General features: G+C 66.8%; 20 protein-coding genes. 13 read left to right on the plus strand and 7 right to left on the minus strand.

Annotation, left to right across the window (positions count from 1 at the left end):
- Window positions 1-54: 54 nt before the first annotated feature.
- Genes ACCQ05_RS09685 through yidD form a run of 3 tightly spaced genes read right to left on the minus strand, consistent with a single transcriptional unit; the run spans window position 55 to window position 2,548 of the window.
- Entirely contained in the window at window positions 55-903 is an 849-nt protein-coding gene (locus ACCQ05_RS09685; RefSeq protein ID WP_372393630.1) for a M23 family metallopeptidase, read from the minus strand.
- On the minus strand, window positions 903-2,252 hold the full coding sequence (locus ACCQ05_RS09690; RefSeq protein WP_372393631.1) for a dihydroorotase: 1,350 nt from the start codon (window positions 2,250-2,252) through the stop codon (window positions 903-905). Before ACCQ05_RS09690 ends, ACCQ05_RS09685 begins: the two co-directional genes overlap by 1 nt.
- Window positions 2,249-2,548, minus strand: a complete 300-nt coding sequence (gene yidD / locus ACCQ05_RS09695) for a membrane protein insertion efficiency factor YidD (RefSeq protein WP_372393632.1) — start codon at window positions 2,546-2,548, stop codon at window positions 2,249-2,251. Before yidD ends, ACCQ05_RS09690 begins: the two co-directional genes overlap by 4 nt.
- Window positions 2,549-2,632: 84 nt before the next feature.
- Between yidD and dksA the strand changes: the two genes are divergently transcribed.
- A complete protein-coding gene (dksA, locus tag ACCQ05_RS09700; RefSeq protein ID WP_372393633.1) occupies window positions 2,633-3,661 on the plus strand; it encodes an RNA polymerase-binding protein DksA in 1,029 nt (342 codons plus the stop codon).
- A 402-nt stretch (window positions 3,662-4,063) separates the two neighbouring features.
- Here the strand turns inward: dksA and ACCQ05_RS09705 are convergent, their stop codons facing one another.
- The 3 genes from ACCQ05_RS09705 to cysS all read right to left on the minus strand — a co-directional run bounded on the left by ACCQ05_RS09705 (window position 4,064) and on the right by cysS (window position 7,626).
- Complete coding sequence (locus tag ACCQ05_RS09705; RefSeq protein WP_372393635.1) at window positions 4,064-5,314, minus strand: MFS transporter; 1,251 nt, start codon at window positions 5,312-5,314, stop codon at window positions 4,064-4,066.
- Complete coding sequence (locus ACCQ05_RS09710; protein WP_372393636.1) at window positions 5,311-5,748, minus strand: SufE family protein; 438 nt, start codon at window positions 5,746-5,748, stop codon at window positions 5,311-5,313. Before ACCQ05_RS09710 ends, ACCQ05_RS09705 begins: the two co-directional genes overlap by 4 nt.
- Before the next feature lie 453 nt (window positions 5,749-6,201).
- On the minus strand, window positions 6,202-7,626 hold the full coding sequence (gene cysS / locus ACCQ05_RS09715; protein ID WP_372393637.1) for a cysteine--tRNA ligase: 1,425 nt from the start codon (window positions 7,624-7,626) through the stop codon (window positions 6,202-6,204).
- Between the two features lie 155 nt (window positions 7,627-7,781).
- Here cysS and ACCQ05_RS09720 point away from each other — a divergent pair, with 155 nt between their 5' ends.
- The 12 genes from ACCQ05_RS09720 to ACCQ05_RS09775 all read left to right on the plus strand — a co-directional run bounded on the left by ACCQ05_RS09720 (window position 7,782) and on the right by ACCQ05_RS09775 (window position 21,790).
- Complete coding sequence (locus tag ACCQ05_RS09720; RefSeq protein ID WP_372393638.1) at window positions 7,782-8,291, plus strand: hypothetical protein; 510 nt, start codon at window positions 7,782-7,784, stop codon at window positions 8,289-8,291.
- Between the two features lie 310 nt (window positions 8,292-8,601).
- Window positions 8,602-9,627, plus strand: coding sequence for an N-acetylornithine carbamoyltransferase (locus ACCQ05_RS09725; protein WP_104540256.1), 1,026 nt, complete (start codon window positions 8,602-8,604; stop codon window positions 9,625-9,627).
- Window positions 9,628-9,698: 71 nt separating this feature from the next.
- Window positions 9,699-10,940, plus strand: coding sequence for an argininosuccinate synthase (locus ACCQ05_RS09730; RefSeq protein WP_372393639.1), 1,242 nt, complete (start codon window positions 9,699-9,701; stop codon window positions 10,938-10,940).
- A 361-nt stretch (window positions 10,941-11,301) separates the two neighbouring features.
- Window positions 11,302-12,402 (plus strand): acetylornithine deacetylase, encoded by a 1,101-nt coding sequence (locus tag ACCQ05_RS09735; RefSeq protein WP_372393640.1) that lies wholly within the window; start codon window positions 11,302-11,304, stop codon window positions 12,400-12,402.
- Between the two features lie 45 nt (window positions 12,403-12,447).
- Window positions 12,448-13,791, plus strand: coding sequence for an acetylglutamate kinase (locus tag ACCQ05_RS09740; protein ID WP_372393641.1), 1,344 nt, complete (start codon window positions 12,448-12,450; stop codon window positions 13,789-13,791).
- Between the two features lie 5 nt (window positions 13,792-13,796).
- Window positions 13,797-14,408 (plus strand): GNAT family N-acetyltransferase, encoded by a 612-nt coding sequence (locus ACCQ05_RS09745; RefSeq protein ID WP_372393642.1) that lies wholly within the window; start codon window positions 13,797-13,799, stop codon window positions 14,406-14,408.
- Window positions 14,405-15,358, plus strand: a complete 954-nt coding sequence (gene argC, locus ACCQ05_RS09750; protein ID WP_372393643.1) for an N-acetyl-gamma-glutamyl-phosphate reductase — start codon at window positions 14,405-14,407, stop codon at window positions 15,356-15,358. Before ACCQ05_RS09745 ends, argC begins: the two co-directional genes overlap by 4 nt.
- A 76-nt stretch (window positions 15,359-15,434) precedes the next feature.
- Window positions 15,435-16,730: an argininosuccinate lyase gene (locus ACCQ05_RS09755; protein ID WP_372393644.1), complete on the plus strand. Its 1,296-nt coding sequence runs from the start codon at window positions 15,435-15,437 to the stop codon at window positions 16,728-16,730.
- 37 nt (window positions 16,731-16,767) lie between these two features.
- Window positions 16,768-17,028 carry a YciI family protein gene (locus ACCQ05_RS09760; RefSeq protein ID WP_228961540.1) on the plus strand — a complete coding sequence of 87 codons (261 nt, stop codon included), beginning with the start codon at window positions 16,768-16,770 and terminating at the stop codon, window positions 17,026-17,028.
- A gap of 10 nt (window positions 17,029-17,038) precedes the next feature.
- Window positions 17,039-18,196: a glutamate 5-kinase gene (gene proB / locus ACCQ05_RS09765; protein ID WP_372393645.1), complete on the plus strand. Its 1,158-nt coding sequence runs from the start codon at window positions 17,039-17,041 to the stop codon at window positions 18,194-18,196.
- Window positions 18,197-18,370: 174 nt separating this feature from the next.
- Entirely contained in the window at window positions 18,371-19,615 is a 1,245-nt protein-coding gene (locus tag ACCQ05_RS09770) for a glutamate-5-semialdehyde dehydrogenase (protein ID WP_372393646.1), read from the plus strand.
- Between the two features lie 261 nt (window positions 19,616-19,876).
- Window positions 19,877-21,790, plus strand: a complete 1,914-nt coding sequence (locus tag ACCQ05_RS09775; protein ID WP_372393647.1) for a CocE/NonD family hydrolase — start codon at window positions 19,877-19,879, stop codon at window positions 21,788-21,790.
- Here ACCQ05_RS09775 and ACCQ05_RS09780 read toward each other — a convergent pair.
- Complete coding sequence (locus tag ACCQ05_RS09780) at window positions 21,771-22,997, minus strand: CynX/NimT family MFS transporter (protein ID WP_167394512.1); 1,227 nt, start codon at window positions 22,995-22,997, stop codon at window positions 21,771-21,773. The genes ACCQ05_RS09775 and ACCQ05_RS09780 overlap by 20 nt on opposite strands.
- Window positions 22,998-23,044: the final 47 nt, after the last annotated feature.

A 23,044-nucleotide genomic window follows, 5' to 3' on the forward strand; every position in this document is an offset into this window, starting at 1 on the left:
ACCGCGCCGCTGCGCGCCCTCGGCCTGCCCCCGGTGCAGCGACTTACTGTCCGGTTACTTCCCGCGCTCAATCACCAGCAATGGGTCGATGCGGACATCGAACCAGTTCATCCCCCAATGCAGATGCGGCCCGGTCGCACGCCCGGTCGCGCCCACTGCAGCGATGACCTGGCCTTGTTCCACACGGTCGCCGACCTTGACGTCGATCCGCGATAGATGCAGGAAGTTGGAACTGATGCCGAAGCCGTGATCGAGCAGCACGGTGCCGCCGGTCAGGTAGAGATCCGGTGCGGCAAAGGTCACCACGCCGGCGGCCGGTGCCTTGACCGGCGTGCCGGTCGGCACGGCGATGTCCATGCCGGAATGGCCGGCGCCAGGTTGGCCGTTGTACACCCGCGCATTGCCGAAGCGGCCACTGATGCGGCCCTGCACGGGCCATATGAAGGGCTGCGCGAAATCCGGGCGGGCATCGTCGCGGTCGCGGGCGGCGGTCACCTGCGCCTGTTCGCGCTTGATGCGCTCGGCAATCGCCGCTGGTGGATTGACCGTCTTGGGCGGTACGCCATTGATGCGTTCGGTCGGCCAGTCGCGCGGCGTCACTGCGATGCTGGCGGTGCGCTGGCTGCCGTCGGGCAGGGTGACCTGCACCTGCAACGGGCCAGTGGCATCGCGGCCGATGCCGAACACCACGCTGCCATAGCCGCTGACCCGCAGCTGGCGGCCGGCGTATTGCACCGTGCTGCCGGCCGGCACCTTGCCGATCACCATGGCGCCTTGCGACGCGCTGGTCGGGAACACCACGCCGGCAGCGTCGGCAGCCTGCAGCTGCGCGCTGGCCACGCCCGGCACGCCCGGCACGGCCGGCGCGAGCGCCAGCCATGCTCCGATCACGACTGCGCGCATCAGCGGTCGAAGGTCAGGCGCTGGCCGGCGGCGCTGCCGACCAGTTGCTCGCCGTCCCAGACCAGTTGCCCGTTGACCCAGGTCGCGGCGATGCGCGAGCGGAAGGTGGTGCCCTCGAACGGCGACCAGCCGCACTTGGACAACACCTGCTCGCGCTTCACGGTGAATGGCGTGTTGTCGATCATCACCAGGTCGGCGAAATAGCCTTCGCGCAGGAAGCCGCGCTGTTCCACATCGAACAGCTGCGCCGGCGCGTGCGCGAACTTCTGCACGATGCGGGTGATCGGCAGCTTGCCTTCGTGCACCAGCTCCAGCGCCGCTACCAGGGCGTATTGCACCAGCGGCAGGCCGGAGGGTGCCTGCGCGTAGGGCTTCTGCTTTTCTTCCCAGGTGTGTGGGGCGTGATCGGTGGCGAGCACATCGATCACGTCGTCGGCCAGCGCCTGGATCAGCGCCAGGCGGTCCTCGGCATCCTTGATCGCGGGGTTGCACTTGATCAGGTTGCCCAGCCGCGCGTAATCGCTGCGATCGAAGCGCAGGAAGTGGATGCAGGTCTCGGCGGTGATGCGCTTGCGCAGCCTGCCGTCGGCATCGACCAGCGGGCCGGCCTCGAACAAGCCCAGCTCGTCGGCGGTGGAGATGTGCAGCACATGCAGGCGGGTGTTGTGCTTGCGCGCCAGCGACACCGCCAGCTGCGAGGACTTCAGGCAGGCCTGCCGCGAGCGGATGTCCGGGTGCATGTCCGCACTCAGCGCGTCGCCGTACTTCTGCTTGTACTGTTCCATCGTCGCGTCGATGGTCGGGGTGTCTTCGCAGTGGGTGATGATCGGGGTGGGCGCGTCGCGGAAGATCGCGTCCAGCGTCTGCGGGTTGTCGACCAGCATGTTGCCGGTGGAGGCGCCCATGAACACCTTGATGCCCGGCGCGGTCTTGGGGTCCAGCGACTGGATGTGGGCCAGGTTGTCGTTGCTGGCGCCCATGTAGAAGCCGTAGTTGGCCCAGGCGCGCCCGGCGGCCGCGTCGTACTTGGACTGCAGCGCGGCCGCGTCCAGGGTCGGCGGGTTGGTATTGGGCATGTCCATGAAGCTGGTCAGGCCGCCGGCAACTGCTGCGCCGGATTCGGTGGCGATGTCGCCCTTGTGGGTCAGGCCCGGCTCGCGGAAGTGCACCTGGTCGTCGATCATGCCCGGCAACACCCAGCGCCCGGCCGCGTCCACCACGGTATCGCCCGGAGCAGGAGGGATCTTGCTGTCGATCCTGGCGATGCGGCCGCTCTCGATCAGGAGATCGGCGTCGAACTCCTTGCCTTCATTGACCAGGCGGGCGTTGATGATGAGGGTTCGGCTCATGGATGAGGTCCTTTGCAGCTGCAGGAAGAGGGCGAGGGCGAAGACGAAGGCGTGGGCGCGTCGGGCACCGGATCGAAACCGCCCGGATGGAACGGATGGCAGCGGCCGAGTCTGCGTGCGGCCAGCCAGCATCCGCGCAGCGGGCCGAAGCGGCCGATGGCCGTCATGGCGTACTCCGAGCAACTGGGCGCAAAGCGGCAGCGCGGCCCGAGCAGCGGGCTGATGAACAGCTTGTAGAAGCGCAACAGCGCAATGAGCAGGCGTGAGATCACTTGCCAATGATATGCCAGTTGCATTAATAGGTGGTTGCCGGGGGTCCGCGGGGTACGTTATAAAGGCCCGCTTTCCCGGGCCCCGGGGGAACCAAGGAAGAGCGTTTCGTGGCTGCTAAAAAACCTGCAAAAAAGGCCGTCCAGGCCGCCAAGAAGTCCGCCAAACCCGTTGCGAAGAAGGCAGCGGCGCCCGCTGCTGCAAAACCGGCCGCCAAGAAGGCCACGCCGGCCACCAAGCAGCCCGCTGCCAAGAAGGCACCTGCGAGCAAGGCCGTTGCCAAGAAGGCGCCGGCCGCCAAGCCCGCAGCGACCAAGCCCGTGAAACCTGTCGCCAAGACGACCGCTGCCAAGCCGGCGGCGACCAAGGCAGCTACAGCTGCCGCCAAGCCGGCCGCCAAGCCGGTGGCGTCCAAGTCCGTACCGAAGCCGGCCGCCAAGCCTGCTCCGGCCAAGTCAGTCCCGGTCAAGGCTGAAAAGCCCGCGCCCGCACCGGCCCCCAAGGCCGTCCCTGCGAAGCCGGCAAAGCCTGCGACCCCGTCACCTAAGAATCCCGTGCCCGTTTCGAAATCCTCCGCAAAAACGCCAACCAAGACCGAATCCCCCGCCAAGCCCGCTGCGACCCGTCCGGTCGGCAAGGTGGCCGTGGCCGTGACCTCCAAGCCGGCCAGCCCGGCGGCCAAGACCAAGTACAAGGTGGTCGACTACAAGACCGACGAGGCCACCGGTCGCCCGATCCTGCCCAAGGGCTACAAGCCTGCGGCGGACGAGGAGTACATGAGCGCGCTGCAGCAGGAGTACTTCCGCCAGCGTCTGCAGAGCTGGCGCAACGACCTGGTCGAAGAGTCCAAGCAGACTATCGAGAACCTGCGCGAAGAAGTGCGCGATATCGGCGACGAAGCCGAGCGTGCCACGCGCGAGACCGAGAATTCGCTGGAACTGCGTACCCGCGACCGTTACCGCAAGCTGATCGGCAAGATCGACAGCACGCTCAAGCGCCTGGAGGCCGGTGACTACGGTTTCTGCGTCGACACCGGCGAAGAAATCGGCCTGGATCGCCTGGAAGCGCGCCTGACCGCCGAACGCACCATCGACGCCCAGGAGCGTTGGGAGCACCTGCAGAAGCAGCAGGGCGACTGATCGTTCCGTCGGCCGACCAAGAGCCCCGCCGTGTGCGGGGCTTTTTTTTATGGGTCGCCGGGTCCGCCGGGGGGGGCGGATGGTAGCTGAAGACGCGGCGCCGATGCACGGTGCACGCGCAGGAGCCGGACACGCGGCCAGCGCGGATCCTGGCGTGCGCGCTGGCCTGCAGCGTGGCGCAGGCGGCAGCGCCGGTGCTGGACTAACGGTGGGCGGCGTGCACTTCCCGCGGTGGCCGACCTGGCCATCTACCTGTTCGACGAACGCGTGCGCTTGAACGATTTCTCCAACCCCAGCGCGCGCTGCCGTCCAGGCAACGCGCGCCATCGCCGGTGCAGCCGATTTGCATCGAGTCCCTGGGGCCGACACCGGCGACGCGCCGTCATGCTGGTGCGGCGTGGCTTATTGCAGCTCGCGCAGGTCCAGCTTGCGCAGGCGCGGCGCCTTCCAGGCGGTGGTCGCTACCACGCCCAGGGTGACGCAGCCGCCGATCACCACGGCCGGCACCAGCCCCACCAGGCGCGCCATCACGCCGTCGTAGAACGCGCCCAGTTCGTTGGACGAGCCGATGAAGATGCCGTTGATCGACGACACCCGCCCGCGCATCGCATCCGGCGTGGCCAGCTGCAGGATGGTCTGCCGTACCACGACCGAGACGCCATCGCACATGCCGTACACCAGCAGGATCGCCGCCGACAGCCAGAAGTGGCGCGACAGCCCGAAGGCGATGGTGCACAGCCCGAAGCCGGCCACCGACAGCATCAGCACCCGTCCGGCATTGCGTTGCAGCGGGTGTCGCGCCAGCCAGACGCCCACCAAGATCGACCCCAGCGCCGGTGCGCCGCGCAGGATGCCCAGGCCTTCCGGTCCGTAGTGCAGGATCTCGTGGATGAAGGCCGGCAGCATCGACACCGCACCGCCCAGCAGCACCGAGAACATGTCCAGTGCCATCGCGCCCAGCATGATCTGGTTGGACAGCACGAACTGCGCGCCTTCGGCGATGCTGCGGAAGATCGGCGCACGCGGGCCGTGGTTGACCGGTTCTTCCACGTGCAACAACGCCAGCGCCATGATCGCCAGCAGTGCCACGCTCGCAGCCACGCCGTAGGCCAGGCCCTTGCCGCCCCAGCCGACCAGCACCCCGCCCAGTGCCGGGCCGATCACCATGCCGGCCTGGAAGGTGACGCTGCCGATGCTGGCGCCGCGGGCGTAGGCCTCGCGCGGCAGCGCACGTGCGAACAAGGCGTTGTAGACCGGCGACAGGAACGAGCGCGCCGCACCGGTCAGCGCGATGGCCGCGTAGATCGGCCACACGCCCTGCACCGGCAGCCATCCATGCGTGATCGCCAGCAACAGCAGCGCCGTGCTGACCAGGCCCAGCACCGCCGCCATTCCCAGGCGACGACGCGGCAGGTGATCGACCAGGTAGCCGGCAAATGGCGCGATGCAGAAGAACGGCAGGATCTCCGCCAGCCCGATCAGTCCCAGCGAGAGCGGATTGCGGGTGATTTCGTAGATATGCCAGCCAACCGTGACCGCGACGATCTGGTACGACAGCATGGCTGCGACGCGATACAGCAGCACCAGGCCGAAGCCGGGATGTGCGAACAGCGTGCGCAGCGAATCGGCGGGCGAGGGTGAGGGCGCGCTCACTGCTGCGCGCGTGCGGTGTCGCGGATGAAGGCCAGCATCGCGGCCACGCCGTTGCTGCGGGTGGGCGACAGGTGCTTGGCCAGGCCGATGCCGGCGATGTAGTCCGGCTCGGTCGCCAGGATTTCCTGCGCGCTACGCCCGGAATACACCCGCAGCGCCAGATAGATCAGGCCAGACACGATCGCCGAATCGCTGACGGCGTGGAAGTCCAACCGCTCGGCGTTGCCCTCGGGCACGATCCACACCATCGATTGGCAGCCGTGCAGGCGATGCTCTTCGGTCTTCCACTGTTCCGGAAAGGCGGGCAGCTTGCGCCCCAGATCGATCAGGTACTGGTAGCGTTCGGACCAATCTCCGAAGAAGGAGAACTCCTCGGCAATGGCGGCCTGCGCCTCGGTGGCGGTGGGTTCGAGGGGGAAGGGGGAGTTGGTCATCAAAGTTCCAGAATCGTTCGCAAAAATCCAGGGCGTTCGGTCAGAGCCCCTCTCCCTCCGGGAGAGGGGTTGGGGTGAGGGTACGAGCAAAGCCTCGCAGGAATTCGATGCGAATGGCTTCGTCCATCTCTTGAAAAAGGTGCACGTGGCTTCGCTCGTACCCTCATCCGGCGCCGCGCGCCCCCTTCTCCCCCCATGAAGGGGGGCAATGTCCCGGCGGGAGAAGGGTAGGTCATGCGCGTTTGAAGTGCAGGTGTGCAAGTGCGGTTTCAGGAGATGAGTAGAGTGGTGAAGTCGGACATTGCCCCTCTCCCTCCGGGAGAGGGGTTGGGGTGAGGGTACGAGCGAAGCCTCGTGAATGGTGCACGTGGCTTCGCCCGCACCCTCACCCGGCGCTGCGCGCCACCTTCTCCCCCATGAAGGGGGACAATGTCCCGACGGGAGAAGGAACGGTCAGGCGCGTTTCCAGCGCACGCCTTGCGGGGTGTCTTCCAGCACGATGCCTTCGTCGGCGAGCTGGGTGCGGATGGCATCGGCACGGGCGAAATCCCTGGCTTTCTTCGCTGCGCTGCGCTCTTCGACCAGGGCGGTGATGCGGGCATCGTCGCCGGCGTCGGTGCCGCGCGAGAACCAGGCGGCCGGGTCCTGCTGGAGCAGCCCGAGTGCCAGGCCTGCGCCCAGCAATCGGGTCTTGCTATCGCGCAGCTCGGTAAGCCGCGTCGATATGTCTGCACCGTGGGCCACTTGATTACGCAGCGCACGCGCTTCTGCAGCGATGCTGGCGATGATCGACAAGGCCTGCGGCGTGTTGAGGTCGTCATCCAGGGCCGCCTCCACCTCGGCGGGAATCGCCGGCGGTGCGCTGCCGCTCGATGCATCGCCGGCCTCCAGCGCGGCCACATCCCGCAACGTCCCGTACAACCGGTCCAGCGTGTTCTTGGCTTGTTCGATCAAGCCGTCCGACCAATCCAGCGGCTGCCGATAATGCGCGCTCAGCAGGGCGCACCGCAGCGCCTCTGGCGGATGTTTGGCGATCAGCTCGTGCACGGTTTCGATGTTGCCCAGCGACTTGCTCATCTTGGCGCCGCTGAAATTGAGCATGCCGTTGTGCAGCCAGAACCGCGCGAAGGTGGCGCCGCCATGCGCGCACTCGCTCTGCGCGATCTCGTTCTCGTGATGCGGAAACTGCAGGTCCACACCGCCGGCATGGATGTCGATGGTGGGGCCCAGGTGGGCGGCGGCCATCGCCGAGCATTCGATATGCCAGCCGGGGCGGCCACGGCCCCAGGGCGAGTCCCAGCCCGGCAGCTCGTCGCTGGACGGCTTCCACAGCACGAAGTCGCCCGGGTCGCGCTTGTACGGCGCCACGTCCACACGGGCGCCGGCCAGCATCTCGTCCGGGTCGCGCCGCGACAGCTTGCCGTAGCCATCGAAGCTGGCCACCGCGAACAGCACATGGCCTTCGGCGGCGTAGGCATGTCCGCTCTCGATCAGCTGCTCGATCATCGCCACGATCTGCGGGATGTGCGCGGTGGCCTCCGGTTCGATGTCCGGCGGCACCACACCGAGCGCGGCCATGTCCTGGCGGTAGATCGCGGCGAAACGGTCGGTGATGGCGGAAATCGACACGCCCTGCGCCTGCGCGGCGGCGTTGATCTTGTCGTCCACGTCGGTGATGTTGCGTGCGTAGCGCAGTGCGCCATAGCGCCGCCGCAACAGCGCGGCCAGCACGTCGAACACCACCGGGCCGCGTGCGTTGCCGATATGCGCGTAGTTGTAGACGGTGGGGCCACACACATACAGGGTGGGGCGGGCGGGATCGAGCGGCGCGAACGGCTCGATCCGCCGCGTCAGGTTGTTGTGCAGGCGCAGGCTCATCGGCATCTTGGAAAGGGCAACCCCGCGATTCTAGCCGGTCGCGGCAGTGCGGCGAACCGATGGGCCTGCCCGGCAACCGGATGGGCTGCGTTCAGCCCGGAACCAGGCAAGCTCCATACACTTACGTATTGCCTGGCTTGGCCTCCTTGCTCCTGATGCGACTTCTCCCGTTCTCCGTGCTGTGCGTGCTGGCCTGGCAGGTGATGCCGGCACATGCGGCAGATCCCGAGGTCAAGAACCGGGTCGTCGTGATCGAAAACGTCAAGCTCGACTACGCTCAGGTATTGAACGTGGAGCCGGTCTACCAGACCTTGCGCGCCACCCGGATCGAGGAGCAGTGCGAGGCCGAGCAGGCCGTCCAGGTCGCGGTGGCGCCGGCCGAGGACGAGGGGCGCATCAACCGCATGGTGGATTCGGTCAAGGAAATGTTCTCGCGTCGCCCCGAGCCGGCCCCGGCAGCGGTGCCGCCGACCAGCACGCGCCGCAACTGCAAGGTGGTGGAAGTGCCGCGCGAGTTCCGCCGGCCGATCGCCTTCGACGTGGACTACGTCTACAAGGGCACCAAGTACCGCTCGCGGCTGCCGGAAGACCCGGGCAACCGGCTGCGGGTCCGCGTCTCGGTGACTCCGTATATCCCCGACGCCATCGTCGCCCCGCCGCGGTGAGTGGCGCAGCGGTTGCGCCTTGCCCGCATGCATGCGAGGATTCGCGCCCTATGCAAGCAAACGCCTTTCAGCACGACACCAGCGCCGCCCGGATGGCGTCCGGCATGACCTCGCGTGCCCGCCGACCGGAATCCCACATTTTCGCTGGGTAACCGGAGCGTTTTGCTGCCTGTTTTCGAAAACCCAGCCTTCAGGCTGGGTTTTTTCGTTTTGGCGTCACAAAAGTTTCAACCGCAAGAAACGCGCATGTCGCGCACCCCGTCGCTCCCGACGGACCACGCAGCAGAAGTACGCAGCAAAGGATCGATCGATGTCACTGAAGCACTTCTTGAACACCCAGGACTGGAGTCGCGCCGAACTGGACGCGTTGTTGACCCAGGCCGCACTGTTCAAACGCAACAAGCTGGGAAGCGAGCTGAAGGGCAAGTCGATCGCGCTGGTGTTTTTCAACCCGTCCATGCGCACCCGCACCAGCTTCGAGCTGGGTGCGTTCCAGCTGGGCGGGCATGCGGTAGTGCTGCAGCCGGGCAAGGATGCGTGGCCGATCGAGTTCAACCTGGGCACGGTGATGGATGGCGACACCGAAGAGCACATCGCCGAAGTGGCGCGCGTGCTCGGCCGTTATGTCGACCTGATCGGCGTGCGCGCGTTCCCGAAGTTCGTCGACTGGTCCAAGGACCGCGAGGACCAGGTGCTCAAGAGCTTTGCCCGGTATTCGCCGGTGCCGGTGATCAACATGGAAACCATCACCCACCCGTGCCAGGAGCTGGCGCATGCGCTGGCGCTGCAGGAACACTTCGGCACGCAGGATCTGCGCGGCAAGAAGTACGTGTTGACCTGGACCTATCACCCCAAGCCGCTCAACACCGCGGTGGCCAATTCCGCGCTGACCATCGCCACCCGCTTGGGGATGGACGTGACCCTGCTGTGCCCGACGCCGGACTACATCCTGGACGAGCGCTACATGGGCTGGGCGGCGCAGAACGTGGCCGAAAGCGGTGGCTCGCTGCAGGTGAGCCACGATATCGACAGCGCCTACGCCGGTGCCGATGTCGTCTATGCCAAGAGCTGGGGCGCGTTGCCGTTCTTCGGCAACTGGGAGCCGGAAAAGCCGATCCGCGACCAGTACCAGCACTTCATCGTCGACGAACGCAAGATGGCGCTGACCAATAACGGCGTGTTCTCGCACTGCCTGCCGCTGCGCCGCAACGTCAAGGCCACCGACGCGGTGATGGATTCGCCCAACTGCATCGCCATCGACGAGGCCGAGAATCGCCTGCATGTGCAGAAGGCGATCATGGCTGCCCTGGTGGGCCAGGGCAGCCGGGATTCGTGATTGGGGATTGGGGATTTGCAACGGCGAACTCCGCTCCCGACCTAACTTAGTCAACTTCCAAAGAGACCCCCATGTCGCAACAGACCGCTTCCACCAATCCCGAATCCCCAATCTCCACTCCCGGCACCAAGGACATCGTCCTGGCGTTCTCCGGCGGCCTGGACACCAGCTTCTGCATTCCGTATCTGCAGGAGCGCGGTTATGCGGTGCACACCGTGTTTGCCGATACCGGCGGCGTGGATGCCGAAGAGCGTGAGTTCATCGAGAAGCGCGCCGCCGAGCTGGGTGCGGCCAGCCATGTCACCGTCGACGGTGGCCCGGCGATCTGGGAAGGCTTCGTCAAGCCGTTCGTGTGGGCGGGCGAGGGCTACCAGGGCCAGTATCCATTGCTGGTGTCCGACCGTTACCTGATCGTGGATGCCGCGCTCAAGCGCGCCGAAGAGCTGGGCACGCGCATCATCGCGCACGGCTGCACCGGCATGGGCAACGACCAGGTGCGTTTCGACCTGGCGGTGAAGGCGTTGGGCGACTACCAGATCGTTGCGCCGATCCGCGAAATCCAGAAGGAGCACACCCAGACCCGCGCCTATGAACAGAAGTATCTGGAAGAGCGCGGTTTCGGCGTGCGCGCCAAGCAGCAGGCCTACACCATCAACGAGAACCTGCTGGGCTTGACCATGTCCGGCGGCGAGATCGATCGCTGGGAAGCGCCGGGCGAGGGTGCACGTGGCTGGTGCGCGCCGCGCAGCGCATGGCCGACCGAAGCACTGACGGTGACGCTGAAATTCGTCGAAGGCGAGGCGGTGGAGCTGGATGGCGAGCCGCTGCCCGGTGCGAAGATCCTGGCCAAGCTCAACAGCCTGTTTGCGCAGTACGGGGTGGGCCGTGGTGTGTACACCGGTGACACCGTGATCGGGCTGAAGGGCCGCATCGTGTTCGAAGCGCCGGGCCTGGTCTCGCTGCTCACCGCGCATCGCGCGCTGGAAGATGCCGTGCTGACCAAGCAGCAGAACCGCTTCAAGCCGGACGTGGCGCGCAAGTGGGTGGAGCTGGTGTACGAAGGCTTCTACCACGACCCGCTCAAGACCGACATCGAGGCGTTCCTGAAGTCGTCGCAGTCCAAGGTCAATGGCGAAGTGGTGCTGGAAACCCGCGGTGGCCGCGTCGATGCGGTGGCGGTGCGTTCGCCGCACCTGCTCAACACCAAGGGCGCGACCTATGCGCAGTCGGCCGACTGGGGCGTGGAAGAAGCCGAAGGCTTCATCAAGCTGTTCGGCATGAGCTCCACGCTGTACGCGCAGGTCAATCGCTGAGCAGGGCGTGCGGATGCTTTGATGTTTCGCACCTGCGCGCGGATTGCTTCTCCCGCGTGCGGGAGAAGGTGGCGCGTAGCGCCGGATGAGGGGGCTTTGCACTGCCCCCATCCGCCCTTCGGGCACCTTCCCCCGCAAGCGGGGGAAGGGCGGTATGAACGTCAGACACATTGCTTCTCCCGCGTGCAGGAGAAGGTGGCGCGTAGCGCCGGATGAGGGGGGCTTTGCACTGCCCCCATCCGTCCTTCGGGCACCTTCCCCCGCAGGCGGGGGAAGGGTGGTATGAACCTCAGAGATACCCCGCACACTTGGCCACACATCACCTCGCCACCATGCTGCCCGACGCAACCAGACCCATTCAATGAACTCACTGCTCGACAACACGCTGAATCACCTGGAAGCGCTGGTGTCCTTCGACACTCGCAATCCGCCGCGTGCGATCGCTGCCGAAGGCGGCATCTTTGATTACCTGCGCGCGCAACTGCCCGGTTTCCAGGTCGAGGTGATCGACCACGGTGCCGGGGCGGTGAGCCTGTATGCGGTGCGTGGAACTCCAAAGTATCTGTTCAACGTACACCTGGACACGGTGCCGGATTCGCCGCATTGGAGCGCCGATCCGCATGTGATGCGTCGGTTCGACGACCGCGTGATCGGCCTGGGCGTGTGCGACATCAAGGGCGCGGCTGCGGCGTTGATCGCCGCAGCCAATGCCGGCGACGGTGATGCCGCCTTCCTGTTTTCGTCCGATGAGGAAGCCAACGACCCGCGCTGCATCGCCGCGTTTCTGGCCCGTGGTCTGCCGTTCGAGGCAGTGCTGGTGGCCGAGCCGACCATGAGCGAGGCGGTGCTGGCGCATCGTGGCATCAGCTCGGTACTGATGCGCTTTGCCGGCCGCGCCGGGCATGCCTCGGGCAAGCAGGATCCGTCTGCCAGCGCGCTGCACCAGGCGATGCGCTGGGGCGGCAGGGCGCTGGATCATGTCCAGGCGCTGGCACATGCGCGCTTCGGCGGGCTGACCGGCCTGCGCTTCAACATCGGCCGCGTCGATGGCGGCATCAAGGCCAACATGATCGCCCCTGCGGCAGAGCTGCGCTTCGGTTTCCGTCCGCTGCCATCGATGGATGTGGATGGCCTGCTGGCGACCTTTGCCGGCTTTGCCGATCCCGCCGCAGCGCACTTCGAAGAAACCTTTCGCGGCCCCAGCCTGCCGTCCGGCGACATTGCGCGTGCCGAAGAGCGTCGCCTGGCCGCACGCGATGTGGCCGATGCGCTGGACCTGCCGATCGGCAACGCGGTGGACTTCTGGACCGAGGCCTCGCTGTTCTCGGCCGGCGGCTACACCGCGTTGGTCTACGGCCCGGGCGACATCGCCCAGGCGCATACCGCCGATGAGTTCGTGACGCTGGAGCAACTGCAGCGTTATGCCGAATCGGTCCATCGCATCATCAACGGTTCCCGCTAAACCGACCCTTGCGCCTGGCGCTTCCTTCCTCCTTCGATCACGGCAATGTCCCTCCCAGCACAGCCCCACAAACAGACCCGCCAGACCATCGTGCGCCTGCTTTCGAGCATGGCCAGCGCGAAGGAAATCAGCCAGTACCTCAAGCGGTTTTCGCAGCTCGACGCCAAACGCTTTGCGGTGGTCAAGGTGGGCGGCGCGGTGTTGCGCGACGACCTGGAGGCGCTGACCTCGTCGCTGTCGTTCCTGCAGGAAGTGGGGCTGACCCCGATCGTGCTGCACGGCGCCGGCCCGCAGCTGGACGCCGAACTGTCGGCCGCCGGCATCGAGAAGCAGACCGTCAACGGCTTGCGGGTGACCTCGCCCGAGGCGCTGGCGATCGTGCGCAAGGTGTTCCAGGCCTCCAACCTCAAATTGGTGGAAGCGCTGCAGCAGAACGGCGCGCGCGCCACCTCCATCACCGGCGGCGTGTTCGAGGCGCAGTACCTGGATCGCGAGACCTATGGCCTGGTCGGCGAGGTCAAGGCGGTGAATCTGGCGCCGATCGAAGCCAGCCTGCAGGCCGGTTCGATTCCGGTGATCACCAGCCTGGGCGAAACGCCCAGCGGGCAGATCCTCAACGTCAACGCGGACTTTGCCGCCAACGAACTGGTGCAGGAGCTGCAGCCGTACAAGATCATCTTCCTCACCGGCACCGGCGGCCTGCTGGATGCCGACGGCAAGCTGATCGATTCGATCAACCTGTCCACCGAGTACGACCACCTGATGCAGCAGCCATGGATCAACGGCGGCATGCGGGTGAAGATCGAACAGATCAAGGACCTGCTGGACCGCCTGCCGCTGGAATCGTCGGTGTCGATCACCCGGCCGGCGGATCTGGCCAAGGAGCTGTTCACTCACAAGGGCTCCGGCACCCTGGTCCGGCGAGGCGAGCGCGTGCTGCGCGCCACGTCCTGGGATGAGCTGGATCTGCCGCGGCTCACATCGCTGATCGAATCCAGCTTCGGTCGCACCCTGGTGCCGGACTATTTTTCCAACACCACGCTATTGCGTGCCTACGTCAGCGAGAACTATCGCGCCGCGGTCATCCTCACCGACGAGGGCCAGCTCGGCGAAGGCCGGCTGACCTATCTGGACAAGTTCGCCGTGCTCGACGACGCGCAGGGCGAAGGCTTGGGCCGGGCGGTGTGGAACGTGATGCGCGACGAAACCCCGCAGCTGTTCTGGCGCTCGCGGCACAACAACCAGGTCAATATCTTCTACTACGCCGAATCCGACGGCTGCATCAAGCAGGAGAAGTGGAAAGTGTTCTGGTACGGGCTGGAGAACTTCGCGCAGATCCAGCACTGCGTGGCGCATTGCGCTACCCGTCAACCGACCCTGCTGGGCTGAGCGCGATGACCTGGAGCCAATTGCCCCTGCTGTGGCGCGAGTTGCCCACGCTGCGCGGGCAGCATGCGACGCTGGAGCCCTTGCAGGCCGCACACGTCGACGGCCTGCGTGCCGCACTGGAGGACGGTGCGTTGTCGCGGCTGTGGTACACCGGGGTGCCGGCACCGGCGCAGCTGGACGACTACCTGGCCGCCGCGTTGGCGGCGCAGGCCGAAGGCAGGATGCTGCCCTTCGTGGTGCGCAATGCTGCAGGCGAGATCGTCGGCAGCACCCGCTACTACGGGCTGGACGTGACGGTGCCCAAGTTGTCCATCGGCTACACCTGGTACGCCCCGCATGCGCAGCGCAGTGGCGTCAACACCGAAACCAAGCTGATGCTGCTGCAGCATGCCTTCGAAACGCTGGGCTGTTTGAGCGTGGTGTTCGAGACCAGCTGGTTCAATCATCCCTCGCGTGCGGCCATTGCGCGCTTGGGTGCCAAGCAGGACGGCGTGCTGCGCAATCACGCCCGGCACGCCGACGGTACGCCGCGCGATACCGTGGTGTTCTCCATCATCGATACGGAATGGGCCGGGGTCAAACGCCACCTGCAGTTCCGCCTGGAAGCAAACGCATGAGTGTTCAAGCAAGCACCACCATCGGCATTGTCGGCGCCCGCGGGCATACCGGCTCGGAATTGATCAAGCTGGTGGCGGCGCATCCGCACCTGCAGCTGGTGTTCGTGTCCTCGCGCGAGCTGGCCGGGCAGGCGGTGGCCGACCATAACCAGGCCTATCGCGGCGAGTTGTGCTACGAGAACCTGGACGCCGACGCGGTGGCCGCCAAGGCGGCCGACGTGGTGATCCTGGCGCTGCCCAACGGCAAGGCCGAACCGTTCGTCGTCGCGATCGATGCCGCCAGGCCGCAGACGCTGGTGATCGATCTGTCCGCCGACTATCGCTTCGATCCGGCCTGGTATTACGGCCTGCCCGAACTCACCCGCGCGCGCTACGCCGGGCAGAAGCGCATCAGCAACCCGGGCTGCTATGCCACCGCCATGCAGCTGACCATCGCGCCGCTGTTGGATCAGCTGGCCGGCCCGCCGCAATGCTTCGGCGTGTCCGGCTATTCCGGCGCCGGCACCACGCCGTCGGACAAGAACAACCCCGAGCTGCTCGCCGACAACCTGATGCCCTACGCATTGACCAACCACATGCACGAGCGCGAAGTCTCCGCCCAGCTCGGCGTGCCGGTGGAGTTCATGCCGCATGTGGCGCCGCATTTCCGCGGTATCACCATGACCCTGAATCTATGGCTGCAGCAGCCGCTGACGCGCGAGCAGCTGCAGGCGCGCTATGCGCAGCGCTACGCCGACGAGCCGCTGATCGAGCTGGTGGACGAGGCACCGTGGGTCAGCCGCATCGCCGGCCGGCACGGCGTGCAGATCGGTGGCATCACCCTGGCGCCCGGCAACAAGCGCGTGGTGGTGGTGGCGACCCTGGACAACCTGCTCAAGGGCGCGGCGACGCAGGCGATGCAGAATCTCAACCTGGCGTTTGGCTGGGGCGAATTGACCTCGATTCGTTGATGCGAGTCCCTCGCAAGAGCCCGCACATCCATGTGCGGGGATTTAAACCAGACGATTTATCTTGAGACGCTTTCCAATGACCAACCTGTTGTGGCAAAAACCCGGCGTGGCCGTGGACGCCAAGATCCAGGCTTTCCTGGCCGGCGACGACGTGATCCTGGACCGCGAGTTCTTCCTGTACGACATCGCTGCCAGCACGGCGCATGCGCAAGGCCTGCAGCACATCGGCATTCTTGGCGCCGACGAGCTGGCCGGTCTGCAGCGCGAGCTGGGGCTGCTGGCCGATGATTTCCGCAGCGGTGACTTCGTGCTGGACGAGCAGTACGAGGATTGCCATTCGGCCATCGAGGCGCGCCTGACCGAGCGCCTGGGCGATGCCGGCCGCAAGATCCATACCGGGCGCAGCCGTAACGACCAGATCCTGGTGGCCACGCGGTTGTGGTTGAAGGACAAGTTGCGGCGCGTGGCCGAACTCAGTAGCGAGATCGCCAAGGTGGCGCTGGACCGCGCCCAGGCCGAGGCCGCATTGCCGGTGCCCGGCTACACGCATATCCAGCGGGCGGTGGTGTCTTCGGCAGGCATGTGGTGGGCCGGCTGGGCCGAGGCCTTCATCGACAACGCGGTGCGCGCCAACGACACCTTGCAGCTGGTGGACAGCAATCCGCTCGGTACCGCGGCCGGTTACGGCGTCAATCTGCCGTTGGACCGCGCGCATACCACCACCGCGCTGGGCTTTGCGCGGCTGCAGGTCTCGCCGATCTACGCGCAGCTTTCGCGTGGCAAGTACGAGCTGGCTGCGCTCGAAGCCCTCGGCAGCGCCACGCTCGATCTGCGGCGCATCGCCTGGGACCTGTCGTTGTTCACCAGCGGCGAGTTCGCCTTTGTGGCGCTGCCGGCGCAGTACACCACCGGCAGTTCGATCATGCCGAACAAGCGCAATCCCGACGTCATCGAACTGATGCGCGCCACCCACGCCAGCGTGGCGGCGGCGCGGACCGAGATCGAACAGCTGCTGTCGCTGCCGTCCGGTTACCACCGCGATCTGCAGAGCAGCAAGGGCGCGATCGTGCATGGTTTCGGCCGCGGCCTGGCCGCGCTGGAACTGCTGCCGGCGCTGCTGGCGAACCTGGAATGGCGCCCGGACAAGCTGCAGGCGGCGATCGATTCGGGCATGTACGCCACCGATGTGGCGGTGGAAGCGGCCGTGGCCGGCGTCCCGTTCCGCGATGCCTACAAGGCGGCCGCCGAAGCCGCGGACACTGCAGGGCAGGGGCGCACGCCGGAAGGCAGTCTGGCTGCACGCGTCTCGCCCGGCGCGGCTGCCGACCTGCAGCTGGATGTGTTGCGGGCCCGCTGGCAGGCGCTGCGATGAGCGCATGGATCGCTGCTGACGCTGAGGAATGCGTGCAATGACCACGCTCTATCTGGTCCTGGCCATGCGCCTGCCCAGCTTCGACGATGCCGCCATCCAACCGCATCGCGACTTCCTCGATGCACTGCGCGCACAGGGCAGGCTGCATCTCACCGGCGGGTTCACCGACGGCAGCGGCGGTGCCTACGTGCTGTGCAATGTCGACGACCTGGCGCAGGCGCAGGCCATTGTCGCCAGCGATCCGCTGGTCACCATGCAGGCTTCGGACCTGAGCGTGCACGAATGGACCATTCGCTGAGGCTGTGACCATGACCCTGCCGGCTGCGGATGCCGTGTCCCCATTCGTCGAGCAAGCGCTGCCGCCATGGCGCCGCGCGGTGCTCAAGGTCGGCAGCAGCCTGCTTGCCGCCGATGGCGGCGGGCTGTCGCCGCGCTTTGCGCTGGGGCTGGCGCAGTTCGTCTCGGCCAATCTGGCGGCCGGGCGCGAACTGGTGATCGTGTCCTCCGGCGCGGTGGCCGCCGGCCGCGCGATCCTGCCCAAGGCCGCCGAGGTCGGCGCGCCCATCGCTGCGCGGCAAGCCCTGGCCGCGCTGGGGCAGGCGCAACTGATCGCCTTGTGGCAACGCTTTTTCGAACGGCCGGTGGCGCAGGTGTTGCTCACCCACGACGACCTGCGCAACCGCCGGCGCTATCTCAATGCGCGCGCCACCCTGGGCGAATTACTGCGGCTGGGCGCATTGCCGGTGATCAACGAGAACGACACCGTGTCGGTGGACGAGCTCAAGCTGGGCGACAACGATAACCTGGCCGCGATCGTCGCCGCCCTGGTCGATGCCGATGCCTTGTTCATCGCGACCGACATCGATGGGCTGTACACCGCCGACCCGCGCAGCAATCCCCATGCGCGCCCCTTGAACGAGGTGCCCGAGCTCACCCCCGAGGTGCTGGCGATGGCCGGCGGCAGCGGCAGCAACGTGGGCACTGGTGGCATGCGCACCAAGCTGGAGGCCGCCGCCAAGGCCGGCGCAGCCGGGATCGACACCTACCTGTTCAACGGCCGCAGCGGCGAGGTGGTGCGCGGGCTGGCACAGGACCGCCTGTGCGGCACGCGTATCCACGCCGCGCGCACGCGTATCGCGGCACGCAAGTACTGGCTGCGGCACGCACCGGTGGAAGCCGGCGCGATCCTGATCGATGCGGGCGCGGCGACGGCGTTGACCGACAAGGGCGCCTCGCTGCTGCCGGGCGGCGTGGCCGGTGCGCTAGGCGATTTCCGTCGCGGCGACATGGTGGAGATCCGGCTGCGCGACAACGCGGGCGAGCGCTGTCTGGCGCGCGGGGTCAGCCAGTACTCGGCGCTGGATATCCGCCGCATCGCCGGCCGCCATTCGCGCGAGATCGACAGCGTGCTGGGATACAGCTATGGCGAGAATGTGGTGCACCGCGATGATTTGGTGCTTTTGTAGCCGGGATTGGGGATTCGGGATTGGGGATTCGCAAACGCCTGTGCATTGCGTTTTCCAACCACCGCCTCCGCGTCCGGGTGACTGATCCCCGTGTAGTGGTAAAACGGTACGGATTGTTTTTACCAATCCCCAATCCCCAATCCCGACTCCCGACTCCCAAATCCCGTCCCCCCAATGACCATCAAATCCCTCGCCCTGCAATGTCGTGATGCCGCGCAGGTGCTTTCGCAACTTTCCGCGCAGGCCAAGCAGGATCTGCTCGAGGCGATGGCTGCCGCGCTGGAAGCCGATGCGGCCTTGATCCTTGCCGCGAACGCGCGCGATCTCGAGGCCGCCCGCGCCAAGGGCACCGGCACCGCCATGCTTGACCGCCTGGCACTGGACGACACCCGCCTGGCCGGCATCGCCGCCGCGTTGCGCGAGGTGGCGCAGCTGCCCGACCCGGTCGGGCAGGTGACCCGCGACGACATCCGCCCCAACGGCATCCGCGTGCAGAAGGTGCGCGTGCCGCTGGGGGTGATCGCGATGATCTACGAAGCGCGCCCCAATGTGACTGCCGATGCGGCGGCGCTGTGCATCAAGGCCGGCAACGGCGTGATCCTGCGGGGTGGTTCGGAAGCGATCCATTCCAACACCGCGATCGCGCAGGCCTTGCAGCGCGCCCTGCGCGCGGCCGATGTGCCTGAAGCGGCATTGACGCTGGTGCAGGATCTGCGCCGCGAGACCATGCTGGAGCTGCTGCAGCTGACCGACATCGTCGACCTGGCGATCCCGCGTGGTGGCGAGGGCCTGATCCGCTTCGTTGCCGAACACGCGCGCGTGCCGGTGATCAAGCACTACAAGGGCGTCTGCCACTTGTTCGTGGACGCCTCGGCCGACCTGGAGCTGGCGGTGCGCCTGCTGGTGGACGGCAAGGCCAGCCGCCCGTCGGCCTGCAACGCGCTGGAAACCCTGCTGGTGCATGCGGACATCGCCGAGCGCTTCCTGCCTGCCGCCGCTGCGGCATTGCGCGCGCGCAAGGTCGAACTGCGCGGCGACGCGGCAACACGCGCGGTGCTGCCGCAGATCGCGCTCGCCACCGAAGACGATTACGCCGCCGAATACCTCGATCTGATCCTGGCCATCCGCGTGGTACCGGACCTGGACGCCGCGCTGGCACATATCCGCCAGCACGGCTCGGACCACACCGAAGTGATCGCCACCGAAGACACCGCCCATGCCGAGCGCTTCGTGCAGGCGCTGCGCTCGGCGGTGGTGATGGTCAATGCCTCTTCGCGGTTCTCCGATGGTGGCGAGCTGGGCCTGGGCGCGGAAATCGGCATTTCCACCACACGCCTGCATTCCTACGGCCCGATGGGGCTGGAAGCATTGACGGTGGAGCGCTTCGTGGTACGCGGCGAGGGCCAGGTGCGGCACTGAGCGCTGCCTGCCGCACGAGAGGCGGCAACTCCGCTGCATCGCTTGCGATGCTGCGCTGATCGGCTGCACGCAGGCGCGCATCGACGCATTGGCGTGACGCTTCGGCGCGCCACCTTCTGCACGCCCGATTCGGGGGCAGGGCCTGACGATCCGCGCGCGCAGCGGTTGCCGCCGCCGTCCAACCACGACCTTTGACACTCCCCCGGCAGCCCAGGCCCTGCCTACAGTCGGGGATTGCCCCCGCCCTGTCCGGAGTCGTCGATGCACCGTCTTGTCGCCTGCCTGCTGGCCACCGCCATTGTCGCCGCCACCGGCAGCGCCTTCGCACAGACCGGGGCGATGACGCCGGACATCACCGGCAAGCCCTTCGTGGCGCCGGACGCCGCCAACGACTACATCAAGCGCGAGGTGATGATCCCGATGCGCGATGGGGTAAAGCTGCATACGGTGATCGTGCTGCCCAAGGGCGCGCGCCATGCGCCGATGGTGCTGACGCGCACGCCCTACAACGCCAGCGGGCGCACCGAGCGCATGGCCTCGCCGCACATGAAGGATCTGCTTGCGCAGGGCGATGACGTGTTCGTCGAAGGCGGCTATATCCGGGTGATCCAGGATGTGCGCGGCAAATACGGCTCGGAAGGCGATTACGTGATGACCCGGCCGTTGCGTGGCGCACTCAATCCCAGCGAGGTGGACCATGCCACCGACGCCTGGGACACCATCGACTGGCTGGTCAAGAACGTTGCCGAATCCAACGGCAAGGTCGGCATGATCGGGTCCTCGTACGAGGGCTTCACCGTGGTGATGGCACTGACCAACCCGCATCCGGCGCTCAAGGTGGCGGTGCCGGAAAGCCCGATGATCGACGGCTGGATGGGCGACGACTGGTTCAACTACGGTGCGTTCCGCCAGGTGAACTTCGACTACTTCACCGGCCAGCTCACCCAGCGCGGCAAGGGCACCGGCATCGCGCGGCAGGGGCACGACGACTACAGCAACTTCCTGCGTGCCGGCTCGGCCGGCGATTTCGCCAGGGCCGCCGGCCTGGAGCAGTTGCCGTGGTGGCACAAGCTCACCGAACACGCCGCCTACGATGCGTTCTGGCAGGAGCAGGCGCTGGACAAGGTGATGGCGCGCACGCCGCTGAGGGTGCCCACGATGTGGCTGCAGGGGCTGTGGGACCAGGAAGACATGTGGGGCGCGATCCACAGCTATGCGGCGATGGAGCCGCGCGACAAAGGCAATACGCTCAACTATCTGGTGATGGGCCCGTGGCGGCATAGCCAGGTGAACTACGATGGCAGCTCCCTGGGCGCATTGAATTTCGATGGCGACACCGCGCGTCAGTTTCGCCGCGATGTCTTGCGCCCGTTCTTCGACCAATACCTGGTCGATGGCGCGCCCAAGGCGAGCACGCCGCCGGTGCTCATCTACGACACGGGCGAGAACCGCTGGGATCGCCTGCAGTCCTGGCCGCGCAGTTGCGCCAAGGGCTGTGCGTCGGCGAGCAAGCCGCTGTACCTGCAGGCCGGCGGTACGCTGTCCTTCGACAAGCCCGCTGCAGGGCAGGGCACGTCTGAAGAGTACGTGTCCGACCCCGCCAAGCCGGTGCCGTTCGTGCCGCGCCCGGTGGATTTCGGCGACCGCAGCATGTGGACCACCTGGCTGGTGCACGACCAGCGCTTCGTGGACGGGCGCCCGGATGTGCTGACCTTCGTCACCGAGCCGCTGACCGCGCCGCTGCAGATCGCCGGCGCGCCGCAGGTGCATCTGCAGGCCTCCACCAGCGGCAGCGACAGCGACTGGGTGGTGAAGTTGATCGACGTCTATCCCGACGAGATGGCGTCGGATCCGAAGATGGGCGGCTATGAACTGCCGGTGTCGCTGGCGATCTTCCGCGGGCGGTATCGCGAGAGTTTCAGCACGCCCAAGCCGCTGGCGCCCAATCAACCGCTGGCATTCGAGTTCGGTCTGCCTACCGCCAACCACACCTTCCAGCCCGGCCACCGGGTGATGGTGCAGGTGCAGTCCAGCCTGTTTCCGCTCTACGACCGCAACCCGCAGACCTACGTGCCGAACATGTTCTTCGCCAAGCCGGGCGACTACCAAAAGGCCACCCAGCGGGTCTATGTGACGCCCGAGCAGCCCAGCTACATCACTCTGCCGGTGCGCTGACCGCACGGGCGCCGCGTACCGGCGGCGCCCAGCTGTCTTCCAGCAGCTGCGGGCGGCACACCACCCACGCGGCCACCAGCTGCAGCAGGATGCAGATCACCAGGAACACGAACGGCGCGGTCCAGCCGCCGCGATGCGCATGCAGCCAGCCGAACAGGAACGGCCCCAGGCAGCTCATCGCATAGCCCATGCCCTGCGAGAACCCGGACAGCGCAGCCGAGCCGGCGGCGGTGCGGCTGCGCTGGTTCACCAGCACCAGTGCCAGCGGGAAGGTGCTGGGCCCCAGGCCGAGCAGGGTGACCCACAGGACCGGCGCCGCCAGCGGCGCCCACCACAGGCCCGCGAACGCGAGCAGATGGCAGGCCGCACACGCCAGCACGATCGGAAACGGGTTGCGCATGCGCACGGCCAGTGCCGGCATGGTCAACGCGCCGACCATGCCCAATGCCGAAAACAGCGCAACCATGGTGCCGCCGAAGGCGGGCGAGGCACCGGCTTCGCGCAGCAGCGTGGGTAGCCAGGTGAACATCGAATAGGTGACCAGCGAGGTCATGCCGAAGGTCACCGCCATGCTCCAGCCCAGCGCGGTGCGGGCGACCCGTCCTTCGGCTTCGGGGGTCGGGGTGACCGGCGCCGGGCCGGTGGCACGCAGGCGTCCCGAATGGGTGTGCACCAGCGCCCAGGCGGCCAGCGCCAGCAATGCCGGCAGCACCCACACCACCATCGAACTGCGCCAGCCCAATGCATCGGCCACCGGCACCGCCAGCAAGGCCGGCAGCAAGGTGCCCACCTGCAACACGGTGATGTACAGCGTGCTGACGCGGCCCACGCGTTCGCCGAAATAGCGCTTCACCAGCGGCGGCAGCACCACATTGCCCATGCCCATGCCGGCCAGCGCCACCAGCGAGCCTGACAGCAGCCCGCCGGTGCCCGGCAGCAGCGGGCGCAGCACCAGCCCGAGCGTGGCCAAGGCCATCGACAGCAGCGCGGTACGCAACAGTCCGAGGCGGCGCAGTACTGCAGGCGTGGCGACGCCGGTCACTGCGAATGCAGCAGTGGGCAACATGCCCAGCGCGCCCATGGTCGGCGCACCGAAGGCGTACTCGTCGGCGATGCGTTCCAGCAGCGGCGTCAGCGAGGTCACCGCGGTGCGCAGGTTGAATGCCGAAAGCAGAATGGCAGCCAGCACCAGGCCGCGACCACGCAACTGGGCGGACGGGGAGGCGGTGGCAGTGACAACAGACATGAAAGACC

Source organism: Xanthomonas sp. NCPPB 3582, from assembly GCF_041475735.2.
GTDB classification, from domain to species: Bacteria; Pseudomonadota; Gammaproteobacteria; order Xanthomonadales; family Xanthomonadaceae; genus Xanthomonas; species Xanthomonas codiaei.